Here is a 25,037-nt window from a genome sequence, read left to right on the forward strand (position 1 = left end):
TTGGTAATCTTCTTTTTGGTAAATTGGGTGAGGAGATGGATTTTCCATCTTTTACTTAAAAGAATAGACCTATGAATATCCTTAAAAACATTAAGCTATCTGAAGAAAGGCCGGGAGTATTGCAGGTTTATAAAACTGATCAACTCAATTTATTTGCAATAGCACTCTGTAAAGGGCAAATGCTCAAAAAACATCATACCAATGTTCCTACTCTGCTTACCATGCTCAAAGGTAGGATTGAATTCGAGATCGAGGGGAAAACCTTTGAATTTAGAGAATTTGATATTTATGAAATCCCTGTGACAGTGGAACATGAAGTAAGAGGGGTGGAGGATGAAAATATATTTACCTTAACTCAGGAACGATAAGTCCAAGTCAAATCAAAAGTCCTCTTCAAACGTCTTGATTGGATAATGTTTCTTTACAAAATTGGCGGCGTTATGAAAGCAGAAATCTTCCACTGCGGTCCTGACCTCATTTAAATCCTTAAAATGGGAAAGGTGTTTTGGGTTGCCCTTCTTTCTAGCCTGCTCGATTTCAAAAATTAGATTCCCTGCAAATACCTCAAATTCCAATACGGTTGGGTACGGGCTTACAGGGTCAATTAAGCCTTCCAAATCTGTACCTATGGTAATGCACTTCCAGATGTGGGGCTTTTCTTCATCACCAAGGTTTTCATTCGCATAGGCACTTTTGACGATTCCTTCAATATTTTCCCAAAGAAGCTGAATACCATTTCTTTTGCTCTCCTTGTCCTCGGCAGTAATGCCGAGTATTCGCTGATCAAAGGATAGTCCAAAAAGACCCTTGGTTTTTACGATCATTTCAATGTCTTCATCACAAAGATTAATATTCCAGGAATTAAAGAGTCCTGATTCATCACAGTAATCATCTACCTCCTTGGGCATTCGTTCAATATGTTTTTCTAAGGAAGAAATCCCAGAATATCCGCAATGAGACCCTATTATTGGTATAATATCGTCTTTTGCTAAGCAAGGCTTAACTATTTCCTCATAATATTCCTTCCTGGCCCTGGCACTCATATGCTTCACATCGATTAGAATTCTATATCCTAATTTTGGGTCTTTTTCCAACTTTCTATTTAAACCCAAAAACTCCCTTAGAATCCTTCTTCCATTGTCGTTAAATCCTGCATTTAGATTGACTGACTGATCCAAAAGAGCCTTTCCCTGATCAGGTATTGAATGGGCATGCCCACAAAGTTTATTGTCAAAATGATGCGCAAACGTGATGAAGAAAACAGGGGTGGGCCATTGGGTTTTGATGTAATTAACCCTCCTGGAAACTTCAGCGATACTGGCTCGATCGGTTCCCAATGCATGAGCTCCTTCAATCGTCAGGACCATGGTGATTTCGGAGTCATCATCCACGGAAGCCTTCAAATCTTCCCGGGTTTTAGGGATATGGTAGCAGGCATCCTTTGCAAGCATTTCCCTTGGGAAATTATTCCTTCTGTTTTTCTCTGATTCAAATATTCTTCTTGCCAGGCCAGGAGTAAATACCTCATTTCTTTTGATCCGTTTTCCCGAATCCATGGTGACAAATTCCATTTCCCTGTTTAAAGACTCCCAATAATCATAGGCTGTAGATTGGAAATAATCCACGGCATCATCAGGGATTCTCATGTAGGCAGTTTGGATAAAGTCTCTTAAAGGAAGTTTATGCGAAGTTGCAAAGGCGATTAAAAATCGGGTCCACTTGTCTTCTCCTAGTTTCGGTTTGAAGCCTTTGACAAATGGTTTTTCGAGTGGGTATAAGGAATTGAACGTAAGTCGAAGGTTTCCATTCCAAGCTTTAACCAGGTCTGTTTGGCTGTAGGAAGCCCCCATTTTTCCCTTGAGATATCCTTTTCGATTGGATGAGATCACGGTCCAAGGACTAAATTGACCTTTTCGCTCAAATCTTTTTCGCTGTTCTTGCATCCAAAAATGCGCACGCATATGATTATGGCAATGTAAATCTGAAAATCTCATGGCCATTCCTTAGAAGTTAAAAATTGAATTTCTTCCCCAGAATACAGCGGTGATATCTTGGATGACGGATTCTGAATTGGTGTAATACCAGTGGTGAACCACTTCATGGAGTAAACCATTATCGTCTTCAATATCCGATACATCACATTGGTAAATGTCATCGGGCAAATTCATGGTGTTTTTTGCTCCCCATCTACCTAGGCGGTTAAATGCATTTTTAGTGATTTCGGATACGCCTAATGCCTGATCTTTATTGTGGAAATATACATGAATGCGTTCTCCTAAATCAATCAACCGGTACATGGGTTTTGGACGCTCCAAGGCATCGTAATCAATGTCTGAACCCACTAAAATAATTTCTCCAAAAAGTGTATTCAACTCAAGTCCAATATCAGCCAATCCAGCGATCATGCTTTCCAAGACACGATTACCCATGCTGTGGCAAAGAAGATGGATCTTTTGTTCACATTGAGGCTTTTTTTCTTTTACGAGTTTCTCCTTGAAGTACTCTCTTAAACTGGCCATAGACCTGGCTAGGGCAAAACCCGATTGTGAGGCATCATATGCATCTGACCTGTATTTCAGCAAATGTTTCTTTGCAGGCCAGGTAAATAGGACTATATGACAAATAGGGGAGTCTTTAGGTTCTACATATTTCTGATGAAGCTCACATAAGGTTTGCATGGCAGTTTCTAAATCTGACTTGAACCCATGGACAAAAACTAATATATCTTCTCTTGACTTCGCCTTGGAACCTGCCTCGTAGAGCTCATCAAAAATTTTTCCCGAAGGAAATTTTGCTTTACTGACCGGGCTTCCTTCGGTGTATTCCTTCAAGGTAGCTTCAGCCACTTCGGGAATGATTTGAATTTTGAAATCCTTCAGCTTCTTGGCTTTCTTAGGGTCAAAGCTGACGGTTCCATATCGTAAATTGTGTCGGGCCTCTTCGTCTCCGTCCATTCTCATGAACTCTTTTTCATTGACAGAAATATAGCTTTTGCTTTTTCGGGAGGTTACTTCACGATTTGTAATGATGTAATGGGTTACCATAGTAAGTTGATTTTGAAAAATTTGATTTTAACAACTAATGATCCTGGAACTATGAAACAGGATTTAAAATCTTAGGAACAAGTCCTATGCTTTAATTTCTTGAATAATTACTTGAAAACCAAGGATAAGCAAATAGGACTGAACGAAAGGTTATTTTTAGAATTTAAATGGTTCAATTTCAATACTCCTTTTTGTATATTTTGAAAATTTAGTAATTACAATTTAATTATACGGTAATTACTAGTACACCCAAATTTTAACCTATAAAAATGAACATTCATTATTGTCCTGATTTTGACCAGATGAGTCAAAAAGGTGCGGACCTTGTACATCTTGCGATTGCAAAAAAGCCAAATTTATTATTCTGTGCGGCCAGTGGTGGTTCACCCACCGGACTGTATAAGTTGATGGTGAAAAAGCATCATAGCAATTCAGAATTTTTTAATCGGATTCATGTGGTGAAGCTCGATGAGTGGGTAGGTTTACCTGAAAATTCTGAGTTTACCTCTGAATTTGACATTCAACAGAAACTACTTCAACAGATTGAAATTCCATCTGAACGGTACCTTTCTTTTAATGCCCAAACAAAAAATCCAAAAGCAGAGTGTGAACGTGTACAAGAATCATTGGGGAAAATTGGCCCTATTGATATTTGCATCTTGGGCATAGGACAAAATGGTCATATCGCCTTAAATGAACCCGCTAAGTCCTTGAGTGTGGATTGCCATGTGGCAAAGCTTTCAGAAATCACCTTATCCAGTGGAATGATTCAAAATGTGGGTGTGCTACTTGAAGAGGGGATGACACTTGGGATCGGGAATATTTTAAGATCCAAAATGGTTATTTTATTGATCGCAGGAAAGGGAAAAGAGAAAGCCCTCAAAGCCTTGCTCAAAAAAGAGATTACTCCACAATTACCAGCCTCCATGTTATGGTTGCATCCGAATGTGCATGTAATTATTGACGAATCTTCTATAGCATCATAAAGGGCTTGATTAAAATCAAGCCCCTTTTTCCTTAAACCTCCTGAACAAATTCCTCTTTTGGATTTCTGACCTTCTTCATAGGTAAAAGCCAGTCTCCCTCTTCATCTCTGTATCCCAAAGGCAACATTAACACAGATTTTAAACCTTTGGCTTTGAGTTGTAGAAGTTCGTCTAGTTGCTCCGTGTTGAATCCCTCCATAGGAGTTGCATCCACTTTCAGTTCGGCAGCTTGGGCAATAGATAGTCCAAATCCTATATAAGCCTGCTTTGCTGTATGGACGAAATTTTCTTCAGGACTTTGTTTTAAATACACTGCCTTTAATCGATTGGTATAGTCCACAAATTTATCCGATGGCAATCCTCGTTCTTTGGTGGTCAATTTGAAAATAGAATCAATTCTCTCCTCAGTATATTGATCCCAAGCAGCAAAGACCAATACATGGGAAGCATCAGCAACTATTTGTTGTCCATTAGCGATAGGCACCAACTGATCTTTGATCTCTTGTTTGGAAATAACAAATACCCTGAATTGCTGCATCCCTGAGGAGGTAGGGGCAAGTCTTGCTGCTTCTACAATCTTGTCTACATGTTCTTGACTTACCTTTTTGGTTGGGTCATACTTTTTGGTGGCATATCTCCACTCTAGGTCGTTTAATAAAGCCATATGTACTTATTTATAGTTGGTTTTTATTTTCTACCTGTGCTAATGACAATGAAATAGAAAAAGTTCAATGTTGGTGTATTAAATGTTGATACATTTAAAATAAATGTTTTGGGGGCCTTTGGAATAGGTTTTGGAGTTCATTCGAGATTAAAAAAATGTGAAGTATTGGCTGAAAAAAATCAGTAAACTTCATAATTCACTGTTGTGAAAATCCAATGGGTTGTTCAAAATGTTACTATTACTTTGAAATAATTAAACTTTTAATACTTAAAAATTCAATCAGGTAATTTCCTTCAATTTGGCATTAGCCATCTGCGTTAATTTTGTTTAAAATCCTCTTTGTTTTCATAATACAAGCCTAAACCATTTTTAACATTAGAGGAATTTAGGTGATCTACTTTTACGGGAATTAAAAAGGGCTGGGCTTAAGCTCTGTTTCTTTTGAAGAAATGAAAAATTCTCAAGAATTCATCACTTAAATTTTATGCATTCAACTTTACAAGTTTCTAAAATCATTTGTGCTTCGGCATGTATGATTGTTTGGACTGGATTAGTAAGTCCAACACACCTCAGCGCCAAGGGATTGGAAAATAAGGGGTGGCTAAGAACTGACGCAGCAGTTACCAGTAATCTGGAAATTAAACAAGCAATTTCAGGGGTCATTTCAGATGAGACAGGTACACCTATGCCTGGGGCGACCGTCCGGATCAAAGGAACCAATAATGGTACCATTACCGATTTGGACGGGAAATTTTCAATAGAGGCTGAAGAAGGTGCCATTCTTCAAATTTCCTATGTAGGCTATCTTTTACAAGAGATTACAGTAGGTAATCAATCTTCTTTAACTATTCAATTGGAGCCGGATGCTCAGCAATTGGATGAATTGGTCGTAGTAGGATATGGAACCCAAAAGCGATCCGATGTCACTGGAGCGATTGGGTCAGTGAAAAGCGAAGATTTTAACAAAGGTGTCATTACTAACCCGGTTGATTTATTGCAAGGCAAAATGGCAGGGGTAAATATTACTTCCACTAGTGGTGAACCGGGAGCTACACAGAATGTAATCATTAGAGGTATCGGTAGTTTACGTTCAGGAACGCAACCACTTTATGTGATTGATGGCTTTTTATTGGATAATTCCTCTACTGGGATAGCTGCCAACCCACTAAGCTTTTTGAATCCTGGTGATATTGCAAGTATCGAGGTTTTGAAAGATGCCAGTGCCACTGCACTTTATGGTTCTAGAGCCTCTAATGGGGTAGTGGTAATTACTACCAAAAAAGGGAAAGCAGGAACATCTCAGATCAATTTATCTGCATCTACAGCTTGGTCTTCCATGGCGAAAAAGATCGATGTATTCAGTGCCGACGAGTTTCGTCGACAAGTAGTAGGAGCAGGGGGGAATTTAGAAGATTTTGGAGGCAATACCGATTGGCAAGATGAATTGACGCAGGTAGGCTTTTCAAAAGATATTAATTTCTCCATGAGTGGGGCCAATACGGAGAATTTTTCCTACTTCACTTCCGTAGGCTACCAGAATCAGGAAGGGATTTTGAAGAACTCAAATCTCGAGCGTTTCTCCGGTAAATTAAATATGAACCAAAAAGCGTTCAACGGCAGATTAATCGTAGACTACAACCTCACAGCCTCTCATACTGAAAACTTAAGGCCAAGCATCACTTCTACCATCAGTGATATGTTGAGTTTGAACCCTACCATCCCTACCTATACAGATGGTGAACCTACCTTATTGAATACCAATGCCCTCAATCCTCTAAAGAGATATGAGTTGTATAGTGATATGGCAGCAAATAACCGGATTTTGGGAACCATTTCCCCTTCTTTTGAAATCCTAGATGGGCTGACTTATAAACTCAATCTTGGCGTGGATTATTCTTCCACCAATCGTTACCAGCAATACAAACCTTATACCGCTGTCATCAATGAATCCAATATTTCAGATGGAACCCTGGATGAATCGATCAGTAATAATGTGAATCAATTGGTAGAGAATACCTTGACCTATAACTGGAATAATTACCTGCATAATTTGACTGTATTGGCGGGTCATTCATACCAGACATTTTTAGATCAATATAGAGCAACTTCTTACAGAGGTTTTGCAGATAACAACATCGAACCTAGGTTTCAAGATCATAATAGTACTAGCGAATATCCTACTACGGTTAGCTCTGCTGCTATTAAAAATGAATTGCAGTCTTTCTTTGGCCGGTTGAATTACGTGTATGCAGATAAGTATTTGTTTACAGCAACCTTCCGAGCGGATGGGTCCTCCAAATTCGGTGAAAATAATAAATACGGGTACTTCCCTTCTTTTGCCTTGGGATGGAATGTGAGTAAAGAAGATTTCATGGCCAATTCTGCTTTCAACAACTTGAAAGTTCGTGCGAGTTGGGGACAAACAGGAAATCAGGAAATTCCTTCCAAAATCACAAAAGCGAGTTATTCTGAAGATAGGTTGTCTACTGGCTCAGGAAGTTTAAATACCTATCCAATTGATACAGATGGTAACTCCTTGGATAATTATCCATATGGAATCGTGTTCACCCGATTGGCAAATCCTGATTTGCAATGGGAAGTTTCCACTCAAATAGATTTGGGGATAGACTTCGCGTTGTTTGATTCTAGAATCACAGGTACAGTGGATTATTTCAACAAAGTATCTTCCAATATTTTATTGGAGGTGGTTCCGGCCGATCCTGTGCAGCCAACATCGACTTATTGGGACAATATTAAAGACATGAAGATCCATAATAGCGGGGTGGAATTGGCTTTAGATTACAACAGTGATATCCAGCGGGACTTCTCATATACCATTGGAGGTAATGTCACTTTTATCAATAATGTGGTAAAAGATTCTCCTTATTCTGTATTGACTACGGGAGCAGCTCAAGGAGCGGGTCAGACAGGGGCTACCATTAATGGATATATCAATAATGAGCCAATTGGTGCTTTCTATATGCTGCAATTTGACGGAATCGGAGAGGATGGATTGAATAGATTTAAAGATATCAATGGAGATGGTCAAGTATTGGATGATGATCGAACTGTGGTAGGAAGTGCGATTCCAAAAGTCATCTACGGCATTCATACCAACTTCCAATACAAGGCATTTGACTTAAGCCTGAATTTCAATGGTACTTCTGGAAATAAAATCTACAATCATACCACTATGTCCTTATTTACCAAGGCACAACTTTCCAGATCCAATAACACTACTGATTTCGCAGTAGAATATCCTGAAGAGTCTTTCAACAATTCAAATACCGTTTCTACCAGATTCTTGGAAGATGGTTCCTTCTTCAGGTTGAACAATGCAACCCTAGGCTATAACCTAAATACCCAGCAGGTTGGATTACAAAATGCATTTCAGAATATACGACTATCAGTAACTGGCCAAAACCTGTTTGTGATCACCAATTATTCCGGGTTTGATCCTGAGGTCAATACAGGATCTACTTCTGGTGGAATCCAAACCTTTGGCGTGGATCGCTTTACCTACCCTAGAGCCAGAACCTTTTCAATTAACCTGAATTTAACCTTCTAAAAATCAAGTGATTGAATATTAATTCATTGCGAAAATCATAATCAGATGAAAAAGAATAGATTTTATAAATTGTTACCCATTGCCGCATTTCTTTGCGGATTCCTTAGCTGTACTAATTTGGACGAGGAGATTCTTGATGAGTCTTTGACAGGAACCGGAGAGGCTGAAATTGTCAGTGGTTCTATTGCTCCAGTTTACGGGCTTCTTCGCCAAGTATGGATGCATACCGTAAATTTTGGACTTCAGGAAGTGGCTTCAGATGAAGGAATCCTACCTTATAGAGGTGGAACAGACTGGTTTGACGGCGGTAAATTTATTGCGGTTCACCAACACTTGATGACTCCCGGTAATGGCTTGGTTGGGGATGCCTGGACTTACATCACGCTGACCTTGTCAAGAGCAGTATTGGCAGAAGAACGATTGAAATTGGAAGTGGAAAATGGGAATTCTTCTGCACAAGGTCCTTTGTATGAAATGATTGCCATGAAAGCCTATTTAAACATGTTGGCGTTGGATAACTGGGGATTGGTTTTCAAAAAGGACAACTCTGATGATCTTTCAGAAATTTTAAGAGGGGAGGATGCCGTTCAATACCTAGAGACAGAACTTCTTTCCGTAGTGGATGTCTTAGGTAGCGATAAAGGTCATGGAAGAATGAACAAATATGCGGTGAAGGCTTTATTGGCTAGACTCTATTTGAATGCTGCTGTTTACCGAGATCCATATGGTACACCTGAATTTAAAACTTCCGATATGGATAAAGTGATTCAGTATACCGGGGAGATCATCAATGGTCCCTATTCCTTGTCTCCTGAGTATTTTGAATTGTTTAATGACGACAATGATACCAATCCAGAAATCATCTTTGCCTTGGATCAAAGAGGGGTGCTTCAGACAGAGCATAGCAGATGGGCTTATTGGTCCATTTCTGGAGATCAGGTTCCCAGACCGGAATTCCCAAGTACCAGAGGAACTGATGCGGTGGCAGCTACACCTGATTTCTTCCAGACTTGGGTAGATGCTTATGGAGAGGTAGATCCAGCAGAAGCAGATGCCCGTTTCTTCCAAGAAAATACGGTTATCCCTGATGAATTAAGGGATTTAACAGGTGTCAATCCCACCAATGATGCAGACCATTATTATGGGGTGGAAGCAAGTGATTTTGAAATAGATAGGGGGATTTTGAGAAATGTCATTTGGGGCCCAAGAAAGGATGAGAGTGGGAATATTATGACCACAGATGATGGAAAAGTAAGGATTTACCCCATTATCAACAGAAGAAGCAGCGGTGCAAATATCCGATATGTGGACCATACACTTCAAGTAGACTTTAGCAATGAAGGAAGTTTACACAACACGGGATACAGATTTTCAAAATATCAGTTTAGTCGTACTGCCCCAAACTGTTGTAGTAATAGCAGCGTGGATATTGTTTTGATTCGTTTGGGAGAAGTATACTTAATGAGTGCTGAAGCCAAATTAAGAAAAGGTGATGTAGCTGGAGCCTTGGCAGATGTCAATACCCTGAGAACTTCTAGAAATGCTCGTCCTGCTCAGACTCCTGCTCCTTTGAGTTCCATTGATTTGGATGTGCTGTTCAGAGAAAGTGGATTTGAACTATACTGGGAAGGACATCGAAGAGTTTATCAAATACGATTTGGTAAATATGAGGATAGCTGGACTGAAAAGACCAATGCTGATGTATATAAAAGACTGTTTCCACTTCCACAAAAAGCCATGGATGGAGCTTCCAGTGAATCCGGATTCTTGGTTCAAAATCCAGGTTATTAAACTTCTCTACCTATAAAAAATCAAAAGCCGATGGGATTTCTCATCGGCTATTTTTTTTGGTGATCGTAGTTGTAATCTCACCAAATTCCAGATTTAGGTAAGAAATTCAAAAGCATTTCTTGCTGCTCACTAACTAGAGTTTTGTCAGGTTTTTAATCCTTCTTTTCAATGGTCTTTTGATGAAGATCTATCTGGAAATGATCAGCAGGAAGTGAATAGAAAAGTTTTTGGAATATGCCAATAAACTGTGCCAATTGCCAGCTTAAGCTTTTTTCCTCTGTGTGCCTAGTGTCCACTTGAGCAGAAAATAAGGATTGATAGAAAGTAATTCGATCGGATGGAATTAATTTCTTTCCTAGTTCATCTCCATTTTTCAGCAAGTAAAAATCCTCGATCATTTGGGGGGTTCCAGAAAGTGGGTATTCCGTTGGACTTAATTTTTTTGATAAGAAAAGGGCTCCTTCTTTTAAATCCATTTTACTCCAATTCAATAATTCTTCTTCGTTCATGGTTTGCAATAAGGCAACTAGGCTTTTTGGCCAATCAGAAGGAATAAACCTGGATTTTGTCAATTCTTTCAAATGGTTTTTGGTATAGGCTGCATAGTCTTTGGAGGCTAGGATGGTACTGTCCCAAATTCCAGGGCGTTGATTTTCCAGCAACCAGCGATGTTCCATCCTATATAAATCAAAGAATTCATTCATATGGTCCACTTCGTTGAGCGGGATGGTTTGGATCTCAAACTGGTTTTGTCCGGTTTTTTGAATGGTTTTATAGGCCGCAGGAAATGCAGCTAAGGAAGGTACTTGAATATTATACAACGTGTTATTGCTTAGTTGATCCTGATAGATTCCTGTATCATTGATGTGCATATGGCCCGCAAAATGAAGTTGCAGACCGGTCGCAGCGTATTGCTGGCTTGTTTCCGAGCTAGGAACTCTTGCTAATTGAAACTTCTCTTGCCCAAATAAGGACTTCATTTCTTCGGAAGCTCCATCGTGAAATTCTACTAATGGATAGTGACTAAAAGAAATCAAGGTTTTATGTCGCTTTTTAGCCTCTGCCACCACCTTTTGAATCCAGTCCAACTGATGCTTTTTATAAATGGAAGCCTGATTAAAACCTATTGAAGAACCGTTCCAATTGCCATTTTCTGATGAAGTGTAAACATTTCCATCTAATGCCAGTAGCCAAATTCCTTCCGTGGGTTCTACCACATAGCTGGCATCAGGTAATAAACCTTCACTACCATCTATTGAGTACATTCTATTCTCTAATGTTGAATTGGTTTTCGTCTTTTCAAATTCATAATGATCATAGTCTAATTCCTCAAAGGGGTGTGCCCAAAAAAGGTCGTCTGGATGAGGGAAGAAACCAAAATCAGCAAGTGCCTGTGTGATTTCAGGATATCCCCAATAATTGATCTGATCGGATTTTGCCACTGTAGTTGATTGAAAAAAATCCGTCGAACCCGCAATGGCTTGTTCCGCACCATTCACTCCCAAAAAATCCCTTTTTCCTGCTATTCCTCCAAATGGTTTAACAGGATCATGGTTTCCTGTTGTCAAGAAAAAACGCATTCCATTGTCTCTTGAATATTGGTCAAGAATTGATTTCAAGGCCATCACATTCATAGGTTGCCCGTCATCTGTAAAGTCACCAGGGAGGACTACCCACCGAATTCCTTTCTGCTTTAGATCTTCCAGTGCCTGAATGAATGCGAAGTAGTTTTCATTGAAAAGCCGGGTAGAATTCAACTGACTCTTCATCGTGCGTATCGTGGCAAACTTTCCATTTCTTGGATTTAAAACGCCCTTAAACTCTTTGGAATGAAGGTCTGCATAAACATCTTGAAGATGCACATCAGAGAGGAACGCAATGGTTTGATCTCCAGTTTGGCCAAGTGATAATTGAGTGGAGCAGGCTAAGGTAAATGCAGCTCCGAGAATGGTAGGTATGAGTGGGTATTTATTCAAAATATAAAACTGTATTTCGGGTTCTTGACCAAAACTGGGTTTGGTCTTTCATATTCGTTGGATTCGAAAATAACTTTATAATTGGATTTGAAGAAGGTGGAAGGCATGTAATAATCTGTGGAGATTACCTGAGCCCCTGATGCCTTCGCTTTTTCAAAGGTGGAGTAATCCTCTGACCTTGCCTCTTTGGTATCAGAATCTGCGCGAGTTCGGATGAGGTACCCTTTTTCGACAAGGGCTCGAATGTATGCTTCATCTTTTTTCGCATTGTTGATGATCCTAAATCCGGCAGTGGGATTTCCTTCTTTTTTATTGACAAATAGGACTGCATCTTTCAAGTCAGGTTTGGCAAGTAAGTAACGGTCAATTTTTTCTTCATTTTCATCTAAGACAAAAAGAAATTTTCCTCTGACATCTTCCAATTCTGGCCAATTTCCTGCTAGCACAGCAGTTTCCAGATTTGGGAATTCTCCCTTTACCATATCTGGAGTAATAAGATGGTCCATACCCAAGTGAGTCCTGATTTCTAGATCGATGCTATCCAAGGCCGAGGAGGAAAATGGTAGGACTTCCTGCGTTCCAGGGATATTTCCATCTTTGGCATTGATCAAAATAAATATAGGGGTGTGATTCGGATGTTGCTCACTCCAGTTTTTTAATGCTTTCAAAGCATCCGCAAACAATAAATAGTGAGATTGGAAATCTAAATCCTGTACATGGAAAAGCTTAAGGCCTGGTTTTGCCAGGGCATGCGTGGGATCGTAATCAGGAATTTTCCCACCTGCAGCTTTGATGATTTCCAATCCTTTGGGGTTGGAATACCTTCCTCCTTGTGGATCATGAAATACATCCAATTCCAGGTTTCTTAATCCCATATCCAATTGGGATTCTAATGGAATATGAGCATAGGCCAAGCTATTTGAAGCAGCCGGGTTTACTTTAGATAGGTATTCCAATAATTCTGGAGCCATTTTGCTTTTATAGCTATTATGGCTTCCTATCACCTGAATTTCATTCAGTTTTTGAGCGGAAATCTGGTAGTTTAGGAAAATGCAAAATGTAAATAAGAACAGGGTAGAATAAGATTTCATGGTTTTTAGATTATCTCCCAAGATCCACTATTTAATAGTGAGATAAGTAAAGTCTTTTTCAACTTTATGTTATCAATTCATTTGTTCAAAGGACTGATCACTTCCTATTGAATCGTATTTCTTTTCACTTGGATTGCCTCCATAAAGATTTACAAAAAGCATCTTCCTAAAATCGGGAATGTTTTTTCTTAATGGAATCAATAGCAGCATCCTATAGCTAACAGGAATTTTGGATGAATTCTTCAATCTGCTGACTCAATTTAAGTGTCCTTGTCATATAAAAATTATTCTTTCCGACTAATGGCTGTAAATAATCTAGAATTTATTAGTAGTTCAAATAGCTCTTTTATGACAGGTAAGAATACAATCAATTGGGTGATTTCTGTGGTTCTATGTTCATTTTTTATTGCCTGCAAGCAAGACCCCATGCAGGATTTTGAGGAATCAAGAAGGAAAATGAATGAAATTGAAAATTTGAGTTTCAGCCAAACGGTTTATTACCCGAATCCTATGGGGTTAGTGGACACCTTAAAGGTAAGCAAGGATATCAGCAGAAACCCTCAATCCATTATTGGGTATGACTTTTTAATAAAGGGTGGTGGAAGAGATGTACTTTATGAACATGGAGAATTCAAAATGGTCAACCATCAAAAAAGGGAAGTGACAATCTTTCCTTCCGATAAGACCAGTGAAAGAGATCTTAACATCCTAAACAATCGATTTATTCAATATTCTCCATTAACCCTGGTGAATTTAGAAGACTGGTATTATTCAGGTGATACGAGTCTAAATGAGAGTAATTATACGATGTATAAACGGGTGGATTTGGATACTGTAATCAATGAAAATAGCGTATACACGGTGTTTAGGATCTACATTCATAGTGAATCCAAATTGCCAGAGCGGTTTGAAAGAAATAATTATTATAAGGGAGAATTATCTCAAAGGGTAGTTTACGAGTATGATCAATATCGCTTTGGCACCTCCAATTCAAAATCTCAATATTCGATTCCTTCCAACTTCATTTCAGTTCCTTATGGGAGATCAACCCAAGATTTGATGATGTTGAAAAAAGGAGAAAAAGCTCCTGATTTTGAAGGGTTTGATTTAAAAAATGAATGGGTGGAAACGGGGGATTTTGCTGACCAGCAAGTATTGGTGATGTTTTCAGCTATCAATTGTGGCTATTGTAAATTGGCGATGGAATTCCTTACAGAGGAAAATATTCAATTTTCAGAGCAAATGAATTTGATCAGCTTTTATCCGGAAGACACTAAAGATCAGGTGTCTCGCTATATGAATAATTTTAACCCTTCATTTCCATTGATTGCCAATGCAGGGGAAGTAGGACAAGCTTTTGGGGTCAATGGATATCCAACCTTTTATCTGATCAACCGGAAGGGGGAAATAGAAGAAGTTGTACAGGGATTTGATCAGGATTTTTTGAATAAGTTTTTGATTAGAAAAGGATCTTAAACCGCCTGTAAACCTATTACAAGAATTGGGGTTTTTGCTGAATTTTCATCAATGAAGCTACTTCATAAAATTACAAACAGGTAGAATTTGTCTTTAGTATTTTGCACGGATTTTAACGTTTATGGATTGAGTTATATATTCCCCAAGGGTACAAGCTGGAAACCGAAGTCAGTAGGTTTCATATAAGAAACAATGTTTAAGGGTATCTTAATTTCTGTTACCTACTCAATTGAACTTGGCCTATTCTCCAAAGTACTTTACTGTTCCATACATAAACTAGGGCATTTTAAATCCCCTTGAACAAAGATTTTCAATTAATAACCTGAAATACAATGCTCACCATGGTATAAATCTTTGGAAAACGTAGAATGCTTCTCTTGGATTATAGCTTTGAGTTGTTGCAATTGGTAATCCTCCTGGAAGAATATTTGATCTAAACTTCTTGTTAGCTCAATATCAGGTGAGGTGCCCACTCCATCCAATAGTTTACCATCTTTTTGAAATGAAACCATGGTGCTGGTTTTAACGCTAAGGCCTGAGTGGGGTAGTTCAACTTTATGGCTGTTTCCACTGGATCCATCCGTAGTGACTCCAACTATTTTAATATTCGGCAAACTCTTAAAAGTAGAAACAAGAATTGATGCCGCACTGAAAGTCCTTTCATTGGCAAGAATGTAAATGGGTTTGTCAAACTGTTTTTTCTGCCTTCCCAATTTCTCCCCATTCAGAAGATGAAAATGGTACTCACTGAATTTATCTTTATCCAATTCATAAACCGGATGGAATGTTTCCATAAATGCATCTACGGCAACTTGTTCCCTGCTATCCAATTCATCTTTTGAGTATAAATATCGGTTGTGCAAATCCTTTTTTAATTCCCTTTTCAAGGGCAACTCTCCTCTTTGTCTGGCAATGTTTACTACATAAATTGAATCAGGATGAATTAGGAATCCGGCTAATTCTTGTATTAAATCTCGTGTTCCTCCTCCATTATCCCTGACATCTATAATTAGTGCATCACTTTGATGTGCCTCATTCATAAATTTGTTCAAATACTCAAAATAAGTAGGACTAGAGTATTTATTCAACATTTGCACAAGTTGTATGTAACTGATATTATCCTCTATTTCAAAGAAATTTTCAATGATTTTAGGATCATTGAAATCCTGCTCTTCCAAAAAGAAATTTAGATCTTTAAATCGTTCATCCCAGAGATAGGCTTTCTGTTCCTCATCTACCAGTTCTACTTCTATTTCTTTTAAATGGCCCTGCTGTGAACTGAGTGTGATAGGTAAGGGATTTGGTAATTCCTTACCCAATTTATAGAATACGGTTTCAATATCCCTTAAATCTCTTAATGCCCTTAAGGCATATGAATTTGTAGGGGCATGGATTTCTTCAGGAAGGACTTCAGGCAAAATTGCCTTAATAGGAATATGGTTTATGGATTTAAGATAGGGGTATTCAGCATCCCAAAACGCAAAGATTTTATGGGGTTTCTGATGCTTGAGTACCAATACTTTCTTTTCGAAAGGGGCAAAAGTGAAAGGAAGGTATAGCGTTTCAGGTAAATCAAATTCTCTAACGTTGGCATGCCTATCGCCAATTTTCCCAATAGTTTTAGACAGAAATAAGCCAAAATCCCTTATTGGTGTATCCTTCTCGTCAAGTTGATCTAGGTAATATTTAAAATCATCCTGGTAATGATATCCATTTAGACCTTGATAAGAAGAACGCTGTTGTAGAAAATGGTCTAAGAAATTTAGGTCTTGAATAATTTCCTTTTTGGTCAGTACCTGAGCCCATAGAGGAATAGGCTTAGTAAATAAGAATAAAAATAGGAGGAATGGGTATTTATAATCCATCGAAGGGGAGTTTTAGAATGTTGCCTATTTCTTTTTTGCTACCGTAATAGGCTTTTCTCAAGATTACCGAGTATTGAATTCTTACTAAAATTTTTGTGACGAGAGGAGTTTATTCTGTGACGGAAATGATAGTTGGAGTAAAAAGCAGAGACGAGATTCAGTTAAATTGATTGAAAGAAGGGAGTTGTTTGTCCTGCTGATTTAATTCATCTTTTGAATTCATAGAAAGCATAAAATGGAAATGCCTAGTGATTCGAAATTTAAGGTGCCGATTGTCAAAGTGAATCAAATCAATAGGTGGAATGGCCCTAAAAATAGTTTGAAGATTTTCCTCAATTCTTGATGACTCCTGACAAAGGGTTGTCACAGGCTCACTTTAAGTTTGCTTTCTACTATCAAATTTAAAAATGACAAACCTAACTTATTCAGGAGATTATCCGATTGAATTTCCAAGCCCTTCCGTGATTTCAGTGAACGGGGTAGTACTTGAAGTATTTGAAGCAGGATCACAAAATGTAGGTAACCCGATCCTTCTCTGTCATGGTTTTCCAGAACATGCTTTTTCCTGGCGTTATCAAATTCCAGTGCTTGTGGAAGCGGGATACCATGTCATTGCCCCGAATCAGCGTGGTTATGGAAAATCATCTCGCCCGGCTGAAGTAGCAAAATATGACATAGAGTACTTAACAGGGGATCTGGTTTCACTACTCGATTATTATGGATACAAAGAGGCGACTTTTATGGGGCATGACTGGGGAGCAAATGTCGTTTGGAACCTTGCCTTGTTGCATCCACAGAGAGTAAGTAAAATCATAAACTTGGCTTTGCCTTATCAAGAGCGGGGGGAAAAGCCTTGGATTGAATTTATGGAAGAGCTATTTGGCTCCGATTTTTACTTTGTTCACTTTAACAAACAACCTGGTGTAGCGGATGCCATCCTAGAAGAAAACACTACCCAATTCCTTCGTAATATATTTCGGAAAAATGTACCCTTTTCAATACCAGAGCCAGGAATGAGTATGATTAATTTGGCACAGGCATCAATGTCTCTTGGCGAGCCTCTAATGAATGAAGAAGAACTGTCTGTTTTTATCTCCTCCTTTAAATCTTCTGGGTTTACAGGCAGTATCAACTGGTATAGAAACCTTGACCGTAATTGGCATTTGATGGCCGATATTAAGCCAAGAATTAATCAACCCACTTTGATGATTTATGGAGATCGGGATCTAATCCCGAAGTCTCCTAACTTACATGATTTTGCTCCTAAATTGGATATTGTAAGTTTAGATTGCGGGCATTGCATACAGCAGGAACTTCCAGAAGAAACTAATCAGGCGATTTTAAATTGGTTAGAACGACAAATTGCCTAGGTATATTTAAAGGAAGGTGAATGCACTGAAGACAGGTCTTTAGAGAAAGACGGTTTGGGTTTCATACTCAAACCGCCTTCTGGTACATGAAATTTTTAGGGTTGTGACCTACTTTCTAAAGGATGGCTGCCTACTGGGACTAATCCCTGACCACCGCAACCTGCCGTCTACAGAAAAGTTGTCAATTACATCCTGAGATTCTCCATTTCCATTAATTTGGGTTGGAAAGGTTGCTCGTAGAGTCGCTTACCTGTGGCTTTGTACAAGGAGTTTCCTAAAGCAGCGAAGACAGGAGGGAAGAGCGGTTCTCCCAAACCAGTAGGAGCTTCATTACTCTCTACAAAATGTACTTCGATCTTTTTAGGAGCTTCCTTATGTCGGATCATCCGATAGTTGTCAAAGTTGGTTTTGGTAGGGGCGCCATTTTCAAATGCCATTTCTCCAAAGAATGCATTTCCAATTCCGTCTACAATGGCTCCTTCACCCATATTCGCTGCAGCGTCTGGATTGACCACAATACCACAATCCACTGCTGCATAGACATTTTCTACTACAGGTTGATTGTCTTTAATGCTAATGTCCACTACCTCAGCAACATAGGAGTTGTGGCAGAAATAGGCGGAAACACCTCTTGATATACCATTGGGTACATTGGACCAGTTTGATTTTTCTCTTACTAACTCCAATACTCCTGCATAACGCTTAGGATCATAATCATTGTCTTCTCCTACAGGATCTGTCTCTGCTCTTTTCAGTAGTTCCAATCTGAATTCGATTGGATCTTTACCCATTTCTTCAGCCAACTCATCCAAGAAACTTTGTTCCGCTCCAGCAATAAAGTTGGATCTAGGTGCACGGAATGCCCCAATGGTGATATTGGATTCAATCTGCCATCCTTCCGCTAGGTAATTATCCAATGCTCCAGCAGGGAATCGATTTGCGTGGATTGGGGATTCTGGAATTCCTCCAGCCTTCACATGCAGAGCCAATAAATTGTTATTTTCATCCAATGCGGCTCTGTAAGTGGCTGAATAGGTAGGTCTGTACACCCCAGCAGACATATCATCTTCTCGGGTATACACCATTTTCACAGGAGCTTGGATTTTCTGAGAAATCAAAGCTGCCTCTGTCATATGATGGCTATACGCTCTCCTTCCGAATCCACCCCCCATCCTGGCTAGGTTGATCTGAACATTTTCCTGAGGCATTCCTAAGCTACTGGCAATCGTCTGTCTAATTAATTCAGGAGCTTGCGTTGGGCCATAAATCACGGCTTTGTCTCCTTTTACATCGGCAAAGCAGTTCATAGGTTCCATGGTATTATGTGCCAAGAAAGGAGCCGTATAGGTGCGCTCCATTACTTTTGCAGCTTTTTTAAACGCCCCTTCAGGGTCTCCATCTTTTCGTAATACATTGCCAGGTTTCTGGATATACTCCGCCATTTTCGCTTTATGAGTATCGGAATTTTCAAGCCCTGCAGGAACGGTTACCTGTGTGGTGTTTCCTCTAAATCCAGCAGCTGTGAACTCAGATTTGGGAGCTTTTTCCCATTCTGCCTTCAAGTTTTTCTTTGCCTGTAATACTTCCCAAGTGGAATTTCCCACAATCGCAATGATAGTAGGGAAAGTAGTGGTGTCAAAGAAGTTCCTGGCGTAGTCATCTTTAAAGATATTCACTTCAAATGCGTCCTGAATTCCTGGCATAGAAGTCACTGAGCTCTTATCAAATGATTTCAATTGCATCCCAAAAGCCGGAGGATGTACGATGGCCGCGTACTTCATTCCTTCTACCTTATGGTCAATGGCAAACATGGGTTTTCCAGTGACTATCTTGGTTCCATCCACATTCTTTTTGGATTTCCCAATGATCTGAAAGTCCGAAATCTCCTTTAGTTTAACTGTCTCTGGATCTGGTGCTTCCAATGTTCCAGCTAAAGAAGCCATTTCACCATATCCAGCCTTTTTTCCAGAAGCTTTATGGGCAACTATTCCGGCACTCGTGGTGATTTCAGTTGCAGGTACATTCCAAGTCTGAGCTGCGGCATTGACAATTAATTGTCTGGCAGTGGCACCAGCAGTTCGCAAAGGTGTCCATGCAGATCGAACCCCTTGGCTTCCTCCGGTAAACTGACGATCGAATCGTTCTGGATAAAAATCAGCTTGTTCAACGAGTACATTTTTCCAATCCACATCCAATTCTTCAGCTAAAAGCATAGGAAGGGAAGTTTTTACATTGGATCCGAATTCTGGATTTGGGTTGAAAAGCGTCACCACTCCATTGTCTCCAATTTTGATATAACTATTAATTTCAAACCATTCTTCCGGCATGGTCATCACTTCTTCTGGAGTAGGCTTACAGCCTGCCAGCCAACTGAAACTTAACATCATACCACCCCCAGCAAGGGTAGAGACTTTTAAAAAGGATCTTCTATTTATTTTCTTATCTATCAATGTCATAATCTGCTGGTTTAAACGTTTTGGGAAGCTGTTTTAATCGCTGCTTTGATTCGAGTATAGGTGCCGCAACGACAAATGTTTCCATTCATAGCATTATCAATATCCTCATCACTTGGACTTGGATTATCTTTTAATAAAGCCACCGCAGTCATTATCTGTCCAGCCTGACAATAGCCGCATTGTGGGACATCATGCTCCAACCATGCTTTTTGAACCGGATGATCACCTTTTTCTGATATTCCTTCAATGGTGGTAATCTTTGCGCCTTCAGCCGCTGAAACCGGGAGTTGGCAAGAACGGACTGCCGTACCGTCCATGTGAATGGTACAGGCACCACATTGGGCAATTCCACAACCGAATTTGGTTCCTACTAGGTCTAGGTGGTCTCTTAGAACCCAAAGCATAGGAGTGTTTGGATCCACATCTACTTGTTTGGAGTTCCCGTTAACAGTTAAATTAAATATGGCCATAGTGATGTAAGTTTTTGTTTAAAATTAACTTGTTTCAGCCTTGATTTCTTACGAAAATCAAATGAAAACCTTTGTAAATAAATGAATTTAAGGGTTTTGTATTACTTAAGCACCTTGATTAAACGGAAATATGCCTTGAAAAGGGCTGATGATACATTCGATTACCTGTGGCCTGATACAATGAATTGGCCAAGGCTGCAAAGACAGGAGGGTAGGCAGGCTCACCTAATCCGGTAGGATCAACATGGTTTTCCACAAAATAGGTTTCTATGGCTTTTGGTGCTTCCTTCATCCGTATCATTCGATAGGTATCAAAGTTTTTGTTTTTGGGAACACCTTTTTCAAAGGTTTGCTCCCCAAACATGGCTGTTCCAATTCCATCAATTACCGCCCCTTCGCAAAGGTTTTTGGCGGCATCCGGGTTAACCACAATTCCACAATCCACAGCGGTAATTACTTTTTGAATGGCGACTTGACCATTCTCGATTTTTAAATCCATGACTTGGGCCGCATAACTATTATGGCAGAAATAAGCCGATACGCCCCTGGAAATGCCATTTTCTTGCTTTCCCCAATCGGACTTGTTTTTGACTAATTCCAAAACTCCCATATACCGATCCGGGTCGTAATCATTGTTTTCTCCCACTGGATTGGCCTTGGCTTTTTTCAACAGCTCAATTCTGAATTCCAGGGGGTCTTTACCTGCTGCTTCTGCGACTTCATCCAGGAACGATTGTTCTGCCGAGGCATTGAAGTTGGATCTTGGGGCACGAAATGAACCGGTCGTGACATTGGAAGGAACTTCCCATCCTTCTACCAGGTAGTTCTCTACTGCCCCCGCTGGAAAACGATTAGGGTGTAAGGGATTTTCAGGGAGGCCACCTCCATTGATATGGAAGCCGATCAACTCGTTGTTTTCATCCAAGGCAGCACGGTAAGTAATTTGGTAACGGGAGCGGTAAATCCCTGCAGTCATATCATCTTCTCTGGTGTAAATTAGCTTAATAGGAGCATTTACCTTCTGCGATATAACGGCAGCTTCAATCAACCAGTGGGCATAAGACCTTCTTCCATAACCACCTCCCAAGCGCGTCATTTCTATTTCAATGTTTTCCACAGGGATTCCCAATCGAATAGATAGTGCCTGTTCAGTCAGTTCAGGCTTTTGAAGTGGCCCCGCACAAAGGACTTTGTCACCAGTTACATGGGCAAAGAAGTTCATGGGCTCCATGCAATTATGAACCAGAAAAGGAGCGGTGTATGTGCGTTCGATGATCTGAGAGGCTCGAGCAAAAGCTGCTTCTGGATCTCCATCTTTCCTTTGAACGCTGGCATTTTTGGAGGCTTCTAGCATTTTTTGCTCCTGTGAGTCATTGCTTTCAAGACCACCTGGAACGAGCCTGCTTCCTTCTCTTCCAAACATATCCCGCTTTTCTTCATAGGATTCCACCGGTTCGTATGCTATCTCCACGACTTTTTTGGCATTCATCACTTCCCAGGTGCTATTTCCTACAATAGCCACTAAATCCGTGAATTGAACGGTATCAAAAAATGTCCTTTTATAATCATCCTGAAGAGATTTAACTTGAAAAACATCCACAATTCCAGGCATTTGTTTGGCCTGACTCGCGTCAAAGGATTTCAATTTCATTCCAAATGCCGGAGGATGGATAATCATGGCGATCTTCATTCCTTCCTTTTTGTAGTCGATTCCAAAAAGTGGTTTTCCGGTGATGATTTTGGGAACATCTACATTCTTCTTGGAAGTGCCTATCAGCTTAAATTCAGCTGTGCTTTTTAGAGGAACTTCCTCAGGGATAGGAAGGGTAGCAGCCAAAGAGGCCACTTCGCCATAATGCGCTTTTTTATTACTTGCTTCGTGAATTAAAAAACCATTTTCTGTTTTGATTTGTGAAGTTGGGACATCCCAACTTTGGGCAGCTGCTTGTACTAAAAGAGCTCTTACTGTGGCTCCAGCTGTTCTGAGAGGAGTCCAACCCACCCTTATTGCTTGGCTCCCACCAATGAACTGTCTGGTAAAATTTTCTGTGTCCAATGGAGCTTGTTCAACGATCACCTTGGACCAGTCTGCATCCAGTTCTTCCGCCACGATCATCGGCATGGAAGTCTTGATGTTCTGTCCTCCTTCCGGATTGGGTGACATAATGGTGATTAATCCATTATCTCCAATCCGGATATAGCCATTCATTCTAAACCATTCCTTCGGCAAAGTCATCAATTCCTCGGGACTGGATTTACAACCAGCCAACCAGCTAAAGCTGAGCATCAATCCGCCTCCAGCTAGGGCTGATGACTTTAAGAATGATCTTCTGCTGAGTTTTGAGGATAGGGTTTGCATAGAATAAAGAGTTGATATTATAGGTTTTACAAATTAATAAAGTTTTGTTAGAGCTGCCTTATAAGAATCAAATAGTCCTTTTTCCTAAATTGTTTTCTATTTCAGGTTAATCCAATTCTCTCTTTAAGAAACCCATAACGTTTTCTCTGATTTTTTCTTCTTCAAACATAGGTCCGTAGTGCGGTGCATTGGGTACTATGAACAATTCGGAAGGAACACCTTTTACTTGAAGCCAAGAATTCAAAAGATGGGGTTTTCTTGATTAAACCATATCGTCTTTTTCTCCATTTATCTTTCAAGGATTTCTAGCCCAATTTTCTCCAGCCATTTGATTACTTCTTTTCGAACTTCAATTTCTTTTTCCCCTTCCATTACAAAGAGGACTCCATCTCTTTCAATGCCGCCTTTCGTTGAGAATCCTTCCAAAATGTTACTTTTGGGACAAAGTTCCTTCACTTTTTCAAAGCTGCTTCCAACCCCATATCCTGCGTTTGTATTGAAGGGAATGACTGTTTTCCCGCTTAGATCATTTTTGGAAAGGAAGCTTTTCATAGGAGGAGGGAGTTTCATTCCCCAGGTAGGAAAGCCTACAAAAACAATATCATAGGAAGACAAATCTTCGATTTTGGTTTTCAAAGGCGGTAAAAAACCTGTTTCATTTTCCCGGGCAACTTGTGATACAATGGCTTGATAATTTTCAGGGTATAGATTGATTAATTCCAGCTCCACTAAATCACCGCCAACTTGTTCATGAATCATCTCTGCGACAGCCTTGGTATTTTTGGTTCTTGTGAGATAGACGATTAGGATTTTTTCCGAAGCTATTTCCTCGGTATTTAGATTCTTTTCTGACTTAGTATGACCAGTGCAGCTAAGTGAACCGAATAAGAAAACAGACAGGAGAAAATATTTCATGAAACTTTATTTTTCTTCGCAATAACTACCCAAAGAATAGTTATCTATCAGCAGGCCCCATCAATTTGGTAAAAGAAAGTGAGCCTAATTTCCAACCATCGGCTTTTTTAATGTAAACTTCGGTGACTTCAAAAGGATTAGTCACTTCATTACCACCTACCTCAGCCAACAAAGTAATCCGGTTCAATAAAATGGCGGTGTTATCAATGATTTCTACTGAAACCTCATGGATATCAGCTTTCTTATACCAAATGCCACCGCTTCTGATAATATTGACTTCTCGCTCTTTTCCCCAAGAACCCCCCATATGAACGAACACAGATTTGTCATCAAATAACTCAGCGAGTTTATCAGCTTCCTTATTTTCCATCCAGAGCCATTTGGTTTTGGATAATTCGATTATTTCTTTTTTTTGTTGCACATCTTGTGCAAATGTGAATTGAGCTGTTAAAAAAAGAAGAAAGATTCCTAGAATTGTCTTTTGCATGGATATTTGGTTTTTGTATTAATGTTCTATCTCGTGTGTATCCCTTACACTACTAAATGTGAAAACCAGCATTTTCCAATCATCTCCTTGCTTTTGATAGACTTCGGTGACAGTAAATTCATTTTCCACATCATTTCCTCTTACGAAAGCAGTTAAAGTGATTCGGTTCCAAACTACGGCCGTGTTTCCTGAAACCTCAATAGCTGTATCGTGGACTTCAGCATTTTTATACCAGATGCTGCCTGTTTCAATAATTTCCAGCTCTCTTTCCTTTTTCCACGATCCACTCATATGTACAAACTTAGCTTTGTCATCGAATAGATTTTCCAGTTTTGCTACATCCTTGTCAGCCATCCACTGCCACTTATCCATAGATAGTTTTTTGATTTCCTGCTCAACAGGCGATTGTGCGTAGAGCCAAGGAGTACTGATGAGTGTGATTATTAATAAGATTAATACCTTTTTCATGGGTGTATTTTTGATTTTTGATTGATTTATAATTACTTAATTTAATTGTTT

At 39.5% G+C, this 25,037-nt stretch carries 18 protein-coding genes; 6 read left to right on the forward strand and 12 right to left on the reverse strand.

The features are described from left to right. The first annotated feature begins 71 nt into the window (after positions 1–71). Positions 72–368, forward strand: coding sequence for a cupin domain-containing protein (locus BUR11_RS06265; RefSeq protein WP_074223927.1), 297 nt, complete (start codon positions 72–74; stop codon positions 366–368). 12 nt (positions 369–380) lie between these two features. Here BUR11_RS06265 and BUR11_RS06270 read toward each other — a convergent pair whose 3' ends face one another. Together BUR11_RS06270 and BUR11_RS06275 are read right to left on the reverse strand one after the other, a co-directional pair. After that, a complete protein-coding gene (locus tag BUR11_RS06270) occupies positions 381–2,000 on the reverse strand; it encodes an amidohydrolase family protein (RefSeq protein ID WP_143185858.1) in 1,620 nt (539 codons plus the stop codon). 3 nt (positions 2,001–2,003) lie between these two features. After that, positions 2,004–3,044 (reverse strand): alpha/beta hydrolase, encoded by a 1,041-nt coding sequence (locus BUR11_RS06275; RefSeq protein WP_074223929.1) that lies wholly within the window; start codon positions 3,042–3,044, stop codon positions 2,004–2,006. A 269-nt stretch (positions 3,045–3,313) separates the two neighbouring features. Between BUR11_RS06275 and BUR11_RS06280 the strand changes: the two genes are divergently transcribed. Next, positions 3,314–4,030 (forward strand): 6-phosphogluconolactonase, encoded by a 717-nt coding sequence (locus BUR11_RS06280; RefSeq protein WP_074223930.1) that lies wholly within the window; start codon positions 3,314–3,316, stop codon positions 4,028–4,030. Between the two features lie 31 nt (positions 4,031–4,061). Here the strand turns inward: BUR11_RS06280 and BUR11_RS06285 are convergent, their stop codons facing one another. Next, complete coding sequence (locus BUR11_RS06285; RefSeq protein WP_074223931.1) at positions 4,062–4,694, reverse strand: NAD(P)H-dependent oxidoreductase; 633 nt, start codon at positions 4,692–4,694, stop codon at positions 4,062–4,064. Positions 4,695–5,178: 484 nt separating this feature from the next. Here BUR11_RS06285 and BUR11_RS06290 point away from each other — a divergent pair, with 484 nt between their 5' ends. Further along, the gene (locus tag BUR11_RS06290) at positions 5,179–8,262 is read left to right on the forward strand and encodes a SusC/RagA family TonB-linked outer membrane protein (RefSeq protein ID WP_074223932.1); all 3,084 of its coding nucleotides are present in this window, start codon (positions 5,179–5,181) and stop codon (positions 8,260–8,262) included. Between the two features lie 45 nt (positions 8,263–8,307). Continuing rightward, positions 8,308–10,053: a RagB/SusD family nutrient uptake outer membrane protein gene (locus tag BUR11_RS06295; protein ID WP_074223933.1), complete on the forward strand. Its 1,746-nt coding sequence runs from the start codon at positions 8,308–8,310 to the stop codon at positions 10,051–10,053. Between the two features lie 152 nt (positions 10,054–10,205). Here BUR11_RS06295 and BUR11_RS06300 read toward each other — a convergent pair whose 3' ends face one another. Next, positions 10,206–12,029: a metallophosphoesterase family protein gene (locus BUR11_RS06300; RefSeq protein ID WP_159439207.1), complete on the reverse strand. Its 1,824-nt coding sequence runs from the start codon at positions 12,027–12,029 to the stop codon at positions 10,206–10,208. Next, positions 12,026–13,120: a phosphatidylinositol-specific phospholipase C1-like protein gene (locus BUR11_RS06305; RefSeq protein WP_074225144.1), complete on the reverse strand. Its 1,095-nt coding sequence runs from the start codon at positions 13,118–13,120 to the stop codon at positions 12,026–12,028. The genes BUR11_RS06300 and BUR11_RS06305 overlap by 4 nt, the downstream gene beginning before the upstream one ends. 348 nt (positions 13,121–13,468) lie before the next feature. On the opposite strand from BUR11_RS06305, the gene BUR11_RS06310 reads away from it, so the two are divergent. Beyond that, entirely contained in the window at positions 13,469–14,596 is a 1,128-nt protein-coding gene (locus BUR11_RS06310; RefSeq protein WP_074223934.1) for a TlpA family protein disulfide reductase, read from the forward strand. Positions 14,597–14,910: 314 nt separating this feature from the next. On the opposite strand, the gene BUR11_RS06315 is transcribed toward BUR11_RS06310, so the two are convergent. Then, positions 14,911–16,461, reverse strand: coding sequence for a S41 family peptidase (locus BUR11_RS06315; protein WP_074223935.1), 1,551 nt, complete (start codon positions 16,459–16,461; stop codon positions 14,911–14,913). Between the two features lie 407 nt (positions 16,462–16,868). Here BUR11_RS06315 and BUR11_RS06320 point away from each other — a divergent pair, with 407 nt between their 5' ends. Then, positions 16,869–17,831, forward strand: a complete 963-nt coding sequence (locus BUR11_RS06320; RefSeq protein ID WP_074223936.1) for an alpha/beta fold hydrolase — start codon at positions 16,869–16,871, stop codon at positions 17,829–17,831. A gap of 185 nt (positions 17,832–18,016) precedes the next feature. Here the strand turns inward: BUR11_RS06320 and BUR11_RS06325 are convergent, their stop codons facing one another. The 6 genes from BUR11_RS06325 to BUR11_RS06350 form a co-directional block, all read right to left on the reverse strand. Beyond that, positions 18,017–20,287, reverse strand: coding sequence for a xanthine dehydrogenase family protein molybdopterin-binding subunit (locus BUR11_RS06325; RefSeq protein ID WP_074223937.1), 2,271 nt, complete (start codon positions 20,285–20,287; stop codon positions 18,017–18,019). A gap of 11 nt (positions 20,288–20,298) precedes the next feature. Next, positions 20,299–20,757: a (2Fe-2S)-binding protein gene (locus BUR11_RS06330; protein ID WP_074223938.1), complete on the reverse strand. Its 459-nt coding sequence runs from the start codon at positions 20,755–20,757 to the stop codon at positions 20,299–20,301. Between the two features lie 118 nt (positions 20,758–20,875). After that, positions 20,876–23,116, reverse strand: a complete 2,241-nt coding sequence (locus BUR11_RS06335; protein ID WP_074223939.1) for a molybdopterin cofactor-binding domain-containing protein — start codon at positions 23,114–23,116, stop codon at positions 20,876–20,878. Positions 23,117–23,404: 288 nt separating this feature from the next. Further along, on the reverse strand, positions 23,405–24,031 hold the full coding sequence (locus BUR11_RS06340) for a flavodoxin family protein (protein WP_074223940.1): 627 nt from the start codon (positions 24,029–24,031) through the stop codon (positions 23,405–23,407). A gap of 40 nt (positions 24,032–24,071) precedes the next feature. Next, positions 24,072–24,518: a nuclear transport factor 2 family protein gene (locus BUR11_RS06345; RefSeq protein ID WP_074223941.1), complete on the reverse strand. Its 447-nt coding sequence runs from the start codon at positions 24,516–24,518 to the stop codon at positions 24,072–24,074. Positions 24,519–24,536: 18 nt separating this feature from the next. Continuing rightward, complete coding sequence (locus BUR11_RS06350; protein ID WP_074223942.1) at positions 24,537–24,986, reverse strand: nuclear transport factor 2 family protein; 450 nt, start codon at positions 24,984–24,986, stop codon at positions 24,537–24,539. Between the last annotated feature and the right edge of the window lie 51 nt (positions 24,987–25,037).

Origin of the sequence: Algoriphagus halophilus, from assembly GCF_900129785.1 — a bacterium.
GTDB classification, from domain to species: domain Bacteria; phylum Bacteroidota; class Bacteroidia; order Cytophagales; family Cyclobacteriaceae; genus Algoriphagus; species Algoriphagus halophilus.

Coding starts and splice junctions, on each gene's coding strand:
- BUR11_RS06265 (WP_074223927.1), top strand. CDS start 72: ATGAATATCCTTAAAAACATTAAGCTATCTGAAGAAAGGCCGGGAGTA.
- BUR11_RS06270 (WP_143185858.1), bottom strand. CDS start 2,000: ATGGCCATGAGATTTTCAGATTTACATTGCCATAATCATATGCGTGCG.
- BUR11_RS06275 (WP_074223929.1), bottom strand. CDS start 3,044: ATGGTAACCCATTACATCATTACAAATCGTGAAGTAACCTCCCGAAAA.
- BUR11_RS06280 (WP_074223930.1), top strand. CDS start 3,314: ATGAACATTCATTATTGTCCTGATTTTGACCAGATGAGTCAAAAAGGT.
- BUR11_RS06285 (WP_074223931.1), bottom strand. CDS start 4,694: ATGGCTTTATTAAACGACCTAGAGTGGAGATATGCCACCAAAAAGTAT.
- BUR11_RS06290 (WP_074223932.1), top strand. CDS start 5,179: ATGCATTCAACTTTACAAGTTTCTAAAATCATTTGTGCTTCGGCATGT.
- BUR11_RS06295 (WP_074223933.1), top strand. CDS start 8,308: ATGAAAAAGAATAGATTTTATAAATTGTTACCCATTGCCGCATTTCTT.
- BUR11_RS06305 (WP_074225144.1), bottom strand. CDS start 13,120: ATGAAATCTTATTCTACCCTGTTCTTATTTACATTTTGCATTTTCCTA.
- BUR11_RS06310 (WP_074223934.1), top strand. CDS start 13,469: ATGACAGGTAAGAATACAATCAATTGGGTGATTTCTGTGGTTCTATGT.
- BUR11_RS06315 (WP_074223935.1), bottom strand. CDS start 16,461: ATGGATTATAAATACCCATTCCTCCTATTTTTATTCTTATTTACTAAG.
- BUR11_RS06320 (WP_074223936.1), top strand. CDS start 16,869: ATGACAAACCTAACTTATTCAGGAGATTATCCGATTGAATTTCCAAGC.
- BUR11_RS06325 (WP_074223937.1), bottom strand. CDS start 20,287: ATGACATTGATAGATAAGAAAATAAATAGAAGATCCTTTTTAAAAGTC.
- BUR11_RS06330 (WP_074223938.1), bottom strand. CDS start 20,757: ATGGCCATATTTAATTTAACTGTTAACGGGAACTCCAAACAAGTAGAT.
- BUR11_RS06335 (WP_074223939.1), bottom strand. CDS start 23,116: ATGCAAACCCTATCCTCAAAACTCAGCAGAAGATCATTCTTAAAGTCA.
- BUR11_RS06340 (WP_074223940.1), bottom strand. CDS start 24,031: ATGAAATATTTTCTCCTGTCTGTTTTCTTATTCGGTTCACTTAGCTGC.
- BUR11_RS06345 (WP_074223941.1), bottom strand. CDS start 24,518: ATGCAAAAGACAATTCTAGGAATCTTTCTTCTTTTTTTAACAGCTCAA.
- BUR11_RS06350 (WP_074223942.1), bottom strand. CDS start 24,986: ATGAAAAAGGTATTAATCTTATTAATAATCACACTCATCAGTACTCCT.